Annotated in this window: 5 protein-coding genes; all 5 read left to right on the top strand. The window is 63.9% G+C overall.

Annotation, left to right across the window (positions count from 1 at the left end):
- Positions 1–154: 154 nt before the first annotated feature.
- The 5 genes from cbiD (at position 155) to T370_RS0119715 (ending at position 9,069) form a co-directional block, all read left to right on the top strand.
- A complete protein-coding gene (gene cbiD / locus T370_RS0119735; protein ID WP_029436754.1) occupies positions 155–1,447 on the top strand; it encodes a cobalt-precorrin-5B (C(1))-methyltransferase CbiD in 1,293 nt (430 codons plus the stop codon).
- Positions 1,448–1,452: 5 nt separating this feature from the next.
- The gene (locus T370_RS0119730) at positions 1,453–2,946 is read left to right on the top strand and encodes a bifunctional cobalt-precorrin-7 (C(5))-methyltransferase/cobalt-precorrin-6B (C(15))-methyltransferase (protein ID WP_029436753.1); all 1,494 of its coding nucleotides are present in this window, start codon (positions 1,453–1,455) and stop codon (positions 2,944–2,946) included.
- Positions 2,943–5,546 carry a precorrin-4 C(11)-methyltransferase gene (gene cobM, locus T370_RS0119725; RefSeq protein ID WP_029436752.1) on the top strand — a complete coding sequence of 868 codons (2,604 nt, stop codon included), beginning with the start codon at positions 2,943–2,945 and terminating at the stop codon, positions 5,544–5,546. Before T370_RS0119730 ends, cobM begins: the two co-directional genes overlap by 4 nt.
- A gap of 138 nt (positions 5,547–5,684) precedes the next feature.
- Positions 5,685–7,649, top strand: a complete 1,965-nt coding sequence (locus T370_RS0119720) for a cobyrinic acid a,c-diamide synthase CobB (RefSeq protein WP_029436751.1) — start codon at positions 5,685–5,687, stop codon at positions 7,647–7,649.
- A 124-nt stretch (positions 7,650–7,773) separates the two neighbouring features.
- The gene (locus T370_RS0119715; protein ID WP_248604294.1) at positions 7,774–9,069 is read left to right on the top strand and encodes a pyridoxal phosphate-dependent aminotransferase; all 1,296 of its coding nucleotides are present in this window, start codon (positions 7,774–7,776) and stop codon (positions 9,067–9,069) included.
- Positions 9,070–9,101: the final 32 nt, after the last annotated feature.

Raw genomic sequence — 9,101 nt, 5'->3', positions numbered from 1 at the left:
TAGCCCCAGCGCAAGGTTTTCTGTTCGGTTTGTTTCATAGCGCGTTGGATCGGGTTGGGTTATGCGAACTGGGGGAGGGGAGGAAAAACCTTTCTCCAGAAAGGTTTTTCCTCCCCTCCCCCAGTTCGCATAACCCAACCCGATCCAACGCGCTATGAAACAAACCGAACAGAAAACCTTGCGCTGGGGCTATTCCACGGGCGCGTGTGCGGCGGCGGTGGCGACGGCGGCGTGGCTGCGGCTGACGCGGCCGGAAACGCCCCTGCCCGCAATCCCGATGCTATTCCTCGATGGCAGGGAGCGCATCCTTCCGCTGCTTGAGCCGGACGAAGGCCACATGGCTGCCATCCGCAAGGACGGCGGCGACGACCCGGACTGCACGCACGGCGCGATCCTGTTTGGGAACATGCGAAGATGCTCGGCTTCAGACGTACGGAAAGAAGATTATACGTTAAGCGTGGGAGGCGGTACGGTCATCCTGCGCGGCGCGGCGGGCGTAGGGCTGTGTACCCGCCCCGGACTGGACTGCGAACAGGGCAAGTGGGCCATCAACACCGGCCCGCGCCGGATGATCGCGGAGAACCTGCACCACGCAGGGCTCGACGCCGGATGCTGGCTGCTGGAAATCGGCGTGGAGAACGGGGAGGAGCTGGCAAAACACACCCTCAACCCGCTCCTCGGCGTTGTCGGCGGGATCTCGATCCTTGGGACGACCGGGCTTGTGCGGCCCTACAGCCACGAAGCCTATATTGAAACCGTGCGGATTTGCGTGAAATCGCACCATATCGCCCACGGGACGACAATGGTGTTCTGCACCGGCGGACGCACGAAGTCCGGCGCGGAACGGCGGCTTCCCTCTCTGCCCGAAACGGCGTTCACCTGCATCGGGGACTTTATCGCGGAGAGCCTCGCCGCGGCCTGTGAATACGGGATGCGCGAAATCGTCGTGGCCTGCATGGCGGGGAAATTGTGCAAGTACGCGGCTGGATTTGAAAACACCCATGCCCACAAAGTCAGTCAGGATATGGATCTGTTGCGTGCCGAGGTACGGAAGCACCTGCCCGGGGAAGAAGCCCTGCACGATGCACTGGCGCACAGCGTTTCCGTGCGGGAAGCGCTTCTGTCCATCCCCGAAGCGGATCGGCCCGGCATCCTACGACGCCTCGCCCGCACCGCCCTCGGGCAGTTTGCCCGCCGTTGCGGGGAAAACATCGCGCTGCGGCTGCTCGTCTTCGATTTTGAGGGGCAATTTTTATTTGAGGAAAAACGGGGTGAGCAAAAGGAACCGGAGAAAAACGGAAAAATTTTTTCGGGACAAAGCGACCCCTCCCATGCCTCCGCTTCTTCCCCAGAAGCTCCAACGGCAAGGAGCGGGGAGCACGCGGAACTCTCTGAATACAACGGAACGATCGGCCTGACGTATTTTCTGGACGGCAAAAAGGATTGAAGGCTATGGACGGCAACGGAATGGATACGGAAGCTGGGCGTATTGACGTCGTGTCTTGCGGCATCGGCTTTCCGAAGGACGCCGAAACGCTGGGGCTGATCGGACGGGCGGACGTGGTGTATGGTTCTCGGGCGCTGCTGGCCGCGTGCCCTGTAGAGGCCCGCTTGACCCGGATCATCGGCGCGAAAGCCCGTGAGGATGCGGCGGACGCCCTCACCCTGTGCCGGGTCGGGCGGCATGTCGTGGTATTGGCCTCGGGAGATGCGCTGTACCACGGGTTCGGCGGTACGCTTTCCGGCATGGCCCACCCCCATGACACTATTGTGTATCATCCCGGCATTACCGCTTTTCAGGCGCTGTTTCACCGGCTCGGCCTGCCTTGGCAGGACGCCCGCCTGTTCAGTGCGCACTCCGGCGAAGCCTTGCCCGCCCGTGCCATTGCCGAAGCCCCGCTTTCCGTCGCCTATGCCGGAAGCCGCTACCCCGCCCATGCTATCTCGCAAGCCGTGCTCAAACTCCATCCCGCGTCCGCCGGGCGCGCCGCCGTCATCGCCGAACGGCTCGGCTCGCCCGAAGAACGCCTCTTTTCAGGCCCGCTGGCGGATCTGGCCCGCACGGAATGCGGCCCCACGTCCATCCTGCTTCTGCTCCCGACCCCTTGGCACTGTGTCCCTCATACCGTCGCCCGGATTGCTCACGATGCGCGTCCCGATTCCGGCATTCACGAAGGTTCCCCCATATCCCACAGCATCCCCGCGCCGATACTCACCCTTGGGTTCCCGGAAGAGGACTACGAACGCGAGAACAACCTGATTACCGCCTCCGATGTGCGGGCGGTGATCCTGTCGCGGCTGCGGCTTCCGGCATGGGGCACGCTGTGGGACATCGGGGCCGGAAGCGGTTCCGTGGGGCTCGAAGCCGCCGGACTGCGGCCCAACCTCAACGTCGTCGGCATCGAGCGCAAACCCGAACGCGGCGCGATCATCGAGCGTAACCGCGCCCGTCTGGGCGTCCCCAATTATACGCTCCACATCGGCGACGCCCTTGAACTCATCCATGCCTCATCTATAGACAACCTCCTTTCCTCTCCATACGGCGGAACTCCCGCCGCGCAGCCTCCCCACCAGTCAGAAGCCTTGGGAAAGAGAGTGGAAGGGGAGATGAGAAGCCTTCTTCAAAAGGGGTTCCTCTCCCCTTCCCCCGGCGGCTCCGCCCCTTTCCTCCCTCCCCCTGATCGCGTCTTCATCGGCGGAGGCGGGCGGGACTTGCCGGAGCTGCTGGCGGCGTGCATGGAAAGAATGCCTCCGGGAGGCATCATGGCGGCGAGCGCGGTGACGCTCGAAAGTTTCCATGCCCTGTCCGCATGGTCTCCCGACCGGAGGACCGGCCTGTGCAGCCTCAACATCGCCCACGAGCAACCCATTGCCGGGACGAGCCACCATTTGAAGCAACAGAACACCATCTACCTGTTTACGTTCCAGAAAGAGATAACGTCATGAACACTCCTCTCGTCGAATTCGTCGGCGCCGGACCGGGCGCGGAAGACCTCATCACCCTGCGCGGCCTGCGTGCGCTGGAACAGGCCGACCTCGTGGTGTACGCCGGGTCGCTGGTCAATCCCGGGCACCTCAAGCGCTGCAAGCCCGACTGCGAATGCAGGGACAGCGCCGCCATGAACCTTGGGGAGCAGGTCATCGCCATGAGCGAAGCCGCCCTCGCCGGAAAGCGCGTCGTCCGCCTGCACACCGGAGATCCGGCCATGTACGGCGCGATCAATGAGCAGATCCGCGCTCTTGCCGAAAAAGGCATCGCTTCGCGCATCGTCCCCGGCGTGAGCAGCGTCTTCGGCGCGGCGGCGGCTCTCGGCTGCGAACTCACCTGTCCCGACGTGAGCCAAAGCGTCGTGCTCACCCGCACCCCCGGGCGCACTCCCATGCCCAAGGGCGAAAACGCGGCGGCCTTCGCACGGACCGGAGCGACGCTGGTCTTCTTCCTCAGTACCGGAAAGATTGACGATCTGATGACTGCTCTCATGGGAGAGGGGGGCCTGTCCCCGGATACTCCGGCGGCGGTCGTTTACCGTGCGACATGGCCTGACGAACGCATCCTCCGGGGCACGGTGTCCGACATCGCACGCAAGGTCGAAGAGGCGGGTTTCGGACGGCAGGCGCTCATTTTCGTGGGCCGGGCGCTGGATGCCCAAGGCGGCGCATCACGGCTTTATGGCGCTGACTTTTCACATGGTTACAGAAACCACCTTGCCAACGAAGCCTTTGACGGGCGCTGTGCCCTGTATGCCTTTACCGACAAGGGGGTTGTCCGCGCCAAGGAAATCGCCGCCGGACTCGGACTGCCCGCGGTAATCCACTCCACGCGTCCCACAGGCGCGCCGGACGTCGTCCATACGCCGGGGGAAACCTTTGACGCGACCCTGTCCGCCAACTGGAGGCAGTTCGACGCGCATATCTTCATCAGCGCGACCGGCATAGCCGTGCGCAAGATTGCTCCGCTGCTCAGGGATAAGACCAGCGATCCCGCCGTATTGTCATGTTCAGAAAGCGGCAGCCACGTGGTCGGCCTCACGTCGGGGCATCTCGGGGGCGCGAACCGTCTCGCCCGGCGCGTAGCCCGCGTCACCGGCGGGCAGGCCGTGATCAGCACCGCTACGGACGTAAACGGCCTCCCAGCCTTTGACGAGGCCGCCGCCCAAGAACATGCGCGCATCCTCAATACCGACGCCATCCGCAGCCTCAACGCCGCTCTGCTCTCCGGAGAACCGATCGCTTTCTGCGGCCCCCGCACGGTGTTCGACCGCCATTTCGCCGGGACGGACCAAGTTATCTACACAGACAGCCCGGAAGCGGTTACCGCTCGCCATGCCGTACTCTGGGATGCCGAAGGCACGGTGCCCGAAGAGGTACGGCACCTTGACATCACGGGCAAATCCTTTGTTCTCGGCGTGGGTTGCCGTCGTGGGGTCGAACCCTTGGAACTGCGGCTCATCGCGGAAGGCCATCTCTCCGATCTCGGTTTGCGGCCTGAACACATCGCCGCCATCGCCTCGTGCGACGTGAAAGCCGATGAGCCCGCCATCCTCGAATTGGGCGAAAAGTGGCAGGTGCCCGTCGAGTTCCACGCCGCCGCCCGGCTTGATGCCGTGCCCGTGCCCACGCCCTCGGCCAAAGTCCGTGAAAAGGTCGGCACCGCTTCGGTGAGCGAGGCCGCGTGCCTGCTTTCCGCCGGATACGGCTCAATCCCCCAGCCCACACTGTACGCCCCGAAAGCCGCCTTTGGAGACGTCACGCTGGCGCTGGCCCGCCTGCCGCACCTCTCCGCACCCAAGGCCGCTCGCGGACAGGTCGTGGTTGTGGGGCTCGGCTCCGGCGTTCCCGGGCAGATCACGCCCGAGGTGGATGCCGCGCTCAGGCATTGCGACACGGTGGCAGGATACAGCAATTACGTTGATTTCATTCGTGATCGCATCATCGGAAAACCAATCATCCAGAACGGCATGATGGGCGAGGTGGCGCGGTGCCGGGCCACGCTCGAAGCCGCCGCAGCCGGGCAGGAGGTCTGCATGGTCTGCTCCGGCGACCCCGGCATTCTGGCGATGGCGGGGCTGCTGTTCGAACTGCGGGCCCGGGAGACGGAATTCGCGGACATCCCGATCCGGGTCCTGCCGGGCATCACGGCGGCGAACATCGCGGCGGCTTCGCTCGGAGCGCCGCTCCAGAACGGTTTTTCGCTGGTGAGCCTTTCCGATTTGCTTGTCCCTTCGGACGAAGTGCGGCAAAATCTCCGGGCCGTGGCGCAGTCGGCCCTGCCGGTGACGCTCTACAATCCCGCCGGGCGCAAACGGCGGCATCTGCTCACGGAAGCGCTCGACATTTTCAGGGAACAGCGCGGAGGCGACGTATTGTGCGCCTATGTCCGACATGCTGGACGGCCTCAGGAGGCCAAATGGATCGGCAGGCTCGACGATTTCCCCGCCGACGAGGTGGATATGTCCACCCTCGTCATCATCGGCGGCCCGCGCACGATCACGGACGCCGGGGCCATGTACGAGGCGCGGGGGTATGTTGAGAAGTATATGGAGTAGGTTTGGGTTAGGGAGAAGAACCCTTCTGAAGAAGAGCTTCCCCTCCCTAAAACCCCATCCCCTCTCTCCCAAGACTTTTGCGTGTATTGAATCCCTGTTGGAAAGCCTTTTCGAGGCATCGGGAAACGGGAACAGCCTATGCAACATACGACATTCCACGCCTTCTGCATCGCCGCGCCCCGTTCGGGCGAGGGCAAGACCACGGCGAGCATCGCGCTCATGCGGGCCCTTGCCCGGCGCGGCCTGCGGGTACAGGGGTTCAAATGCGGGCCGGACTACATCGATCCTACCTTCCATGCTCAAGCCACCGGGCTGCCCGCCTGCAATCTCGATACGTGGATGATGGGCCGTGATGGTGTCCGGGCGCTGTGGGACAGCCGCGCGCATGACGCCGACGCCGCCGTCTGCGAGGGCGTCATGGGGCTTTTCGACAGCCGCGATCCCGGCGATCCGGCGGGTGGCACGGCCGATTGCGCCCGCGCCCTCGGCCTTCCGATCGTACTCGTGTTCAACGGCAGGGGGATGGCGGGTTCCGTGGCCGCGCTCGTTGCCGGGTTCCAGCTTCATGCCGTGCGCATGGGCGTCCGCCTCGTCGGAGCCATTGCCAACAATGTGGGAAGCCCCCGCCATGCGGACATACTGCGCCAGGCACTGGAGCGCGCCAACCTTCCGCCGCTGCTCGGTGCGCTGCCCCGTCGTGAGGAATGGCGGCTCCCCGAACGCCAGCTCGGGCTCCTCCCCTCGGAAGAGGCCGGGACCACCGCCACATGGCTCGACGCGCTAGCGGAGATGGCGGAACAGCATCTCGACATTGATCGCCTTCTCGCGCTGACCACGTCGAAGCGCCCGGAAGCGCCCGCGCCGTTGCCTTCGGAGAACGTCCGGCCCCGGCGTATGGGCATCGCCAAAGACAAGGCCTTTTGCTTCTATTATGAGGAAAACGAACGCGTTTTACGTTCGCAGGGATGGGAACCCGTTCCCTTTTCCCCGCTCGCGGATACGGCCTTGCCGATCGGCATTGAGGCGTTGTACCTCGGCGGGGGCTATCCCGAAGTCTTTGCCCGCGAGCTGTCCAGAAACGCCGCCATGCGGGAAAACATCCGGGACTTCGCGGCACGGGGCGGAGAAATATATGCGGAATGCGGCGGCTACATGTATCTTTGCACCACGCTCGAAGCCTCCGAAGAGGCCGGAGGCACGCGGGACGACCGCCGCATCTGGCCCATGTGCGGCGTTATCGATGCCACGGCGCGCATGGGCGGGCGCATCCGTTCCCTTGGGTACCGGGAAGCCTCCATGCTCTCCGGCGCGCCCTTCGGCTTGCGGCACGAAACCTTCCGAGGACACGAATTTCACTGGTCCGACATCGAGTTGCACCGCGACTATCCGCCCCTGTACGAAGTCCGCACCCGCTCAGGCGTCGAAAAAGCCGGGGTCGCCTTCGGCAACGTCAGAGCCGGGTATGTTCATCTCTATTGGGGAAATGAGGGACATGCCGAGGAAGGCCAAGCCCCCAAAAGCGGGAAAACTTCTTCGGAAGGATTTTCCTCCCCTCGGCCCACCTCCCCCTCCGGTCAGGTCATCCTCCTGAACGGACCGTCGAGCGCGGGAAAGACCACGCTTTCCCAAGCATTGCAAACGCGGCTCCACGCGGTTTACGGGTTGTGCTGCATGACCCTTTCCATCGATCAGCTGCTGAGGGCGAGCACGGGGGGATACGGGTCCGTACTGGCGGGACTCGCGCAAACGGGCCTGCCGCTCATCGAAACCTTCCATGCCAGCGTCGCGGCGGCGGCAAAAGCGGGCGCATGGGTCATCGTGGACCACGTCATCGGCGAAGATCCGGGCTGGATTGAAGACCTGCTCGAGCGATTGGCCGGCGTTTCCATCCTGTCCGTGCAGGTCACTTGCGACGCCAAGGAATTGCAGCGCCGCGAGTCCCTGCGCACGGATCGCACGCCGGACTGGAAGCACGCCGAACGTCAGGCGCGTTCCATCCATGTGCCGCTCCCCGGCCAGATGACCGTGGATACCACCCGTACCGATCCCGAAACTTGCGCGGCCTGCATCCTTGAGGCCTTGTTTATGGAAAAAGCATATTGATCTGACGGATTGAACCGGTGGGCGGCCCCCGTCCTGCAACCTGCAGCGGGGAAGCGTACCAACAGAACCGGAAAAGCACGCTTGGGGGAAACCGTACCCGGCAACCTCAGAAAGAGGAATCGTTATGAAACCCGAAGCCCACGGCGGCGACTTGCTGCGCATGGCGGCTACAGCCGGACGCGATCCGGCCTCCTTGCTGGATTTCAGCGTGAACGTGCGGCCCGAAGGCCCGCCGGAGTTCATCCGTGCCGCGCTGTTCCGGGCCATGACCGCACTCGCGGCCTATCCTTCCCCCCATGCCGAGGAAGCCATGCTCGCGGCGGCCCGGCATCATGGGATGGACGCCTCCCGCTTCGTCTTCGGAAGCGGCAGCAACGAGCTCATCCACGCGCTTGCCCGCGTACTCCGCAAGCGCGGCGTGCCTTCCGTGCGCGTCGTCGAGCCCGCATTCAGCGAATACGCCATAGCCTGCCGCCTCGCCGGGATAAAGGCCATCCCCGTATGGGGAGGCATCATTGAAAAAAATCAATGTGTTCCGACAACAGATACGGGAAAGGATGAAGCCGTCCCCACGCGGGATCTGCTCGACGCGCTCACCGATGCCCCCGAGGGATCGGCGGTCTTCCTTGCCAATCCCGGCAACCCTTCGGGGTTGTTCCGTACTCCGGAGGAATGCCTGCGCCTCATGTCCTCGCGCTCCGATCTCCTTTGGATCATTGATGAAGCGTTTGTCGAATACGCCGGGACGGAAACGGAGGCTTCCGTACTGCAACGGCTTCCGAAAAACGGCATTGTCCTGCGCTCGCTGACCAAATTCCATGCCGTTCCGGGCGTACGCCTCGGATATCTCGCCGCCGATGCGGAGCTGGCACAGGCCATCCGGGACGAGCTGCCCGCGTGGAGCGTCAACGCCTTCGCGCTGGCCGCCGCGCAAGCCGTCTTCGCGGATACCTCGGACTTCGCGGCACAAACCCGCGCCGAGAACGCCGAACGCCGCGCGGATCTCGCCGCCGCCCTGTCGTCCCTGCCGGGAATCGAGGTTTACCCGTCAGCCGCCAACTACGTTCTGTTCCGCTGGCCCGGCGCGCCCCGCAATCTGCTCGACATCCTCCTCAAACGCTTCGGCATCGCCGTCCGCGACTGCTCCAACTACCACGGGCTCAAAGACGGCTCATGGTTCCGTGCCGCCGTCCGCTTTCCCGAAGACCACCGCCGCCTTGCCGAAGCCCTCTCCGCAATCCGGGAAACGACGCACGGGGTTTCCTCCTCCCCGCTCCCCGAAACCCCGGCTTCACCCGAATCCGGCAACAAGGATTCAATAAACATAAAAGTCTTAGGAAGAGGAGGGATGGGGGTCTGGGAAAAAGGAGTAGGGTTGGTATTGAACCGACCCACCACATGTTGCTTTTCCTTGAAATGAAAAACGCCTTCACGGAAAGCGGGAAATCCGCG

This window comes from Bilophila wadsworthia ATCC 49260 (assembly GCF_000701705.1).
GTDB lineage: Bacteria > Desulfobacterota > Desulfovibrionia > Desulfovibrionales > Desulfovibrionaceae > Bilophila > Bilophila wadsworthia.
Note: the sequence above shows the minus strand (reverse complement) of the source record. Positions and strands in the feature narration are given on the sequence as shown.

What these genes read in the sequence shown, in the direction of transcription:
- cbiD (WP_029436754.1), top strand. Translation starts at nt 155, where the DNA reads ATGAAACAAACCGAACAGAAAACCTTGCGCTGGGGCTATTCCACGGGC.
- T370_RS0119730 (WP_029436753.1), top strand. Translation starts at nt 1,453, where the DNA reads ATGGACGGCAACGGAATGGATACGGAAGCTGGGCGTATTGACGTCGTG.
- cobM (WP_029436752.1), top strand. Translation starts at nt 2,943, where the DNA reads ATGAACACTCCTCTCGTCGAATTCGTCGGCGCCGGACCGGGCGCGGAA.
- T370_RS0119720 (WP_029436751.1), top strand. Translation starts at nt 5,685, where the DNA reads ATGCAACATACGACATTCCACGCCTTCTGCATCGCCGCGCCCCGTTCG.
- T370_RS0119715 (WP_248604294.1), top strand. Translation starts at nt 7,774, where the DNA reads ATGAAACCCGAAGCCCACGGCGGCGACTTGCTGCGCATGGCGGCTACA.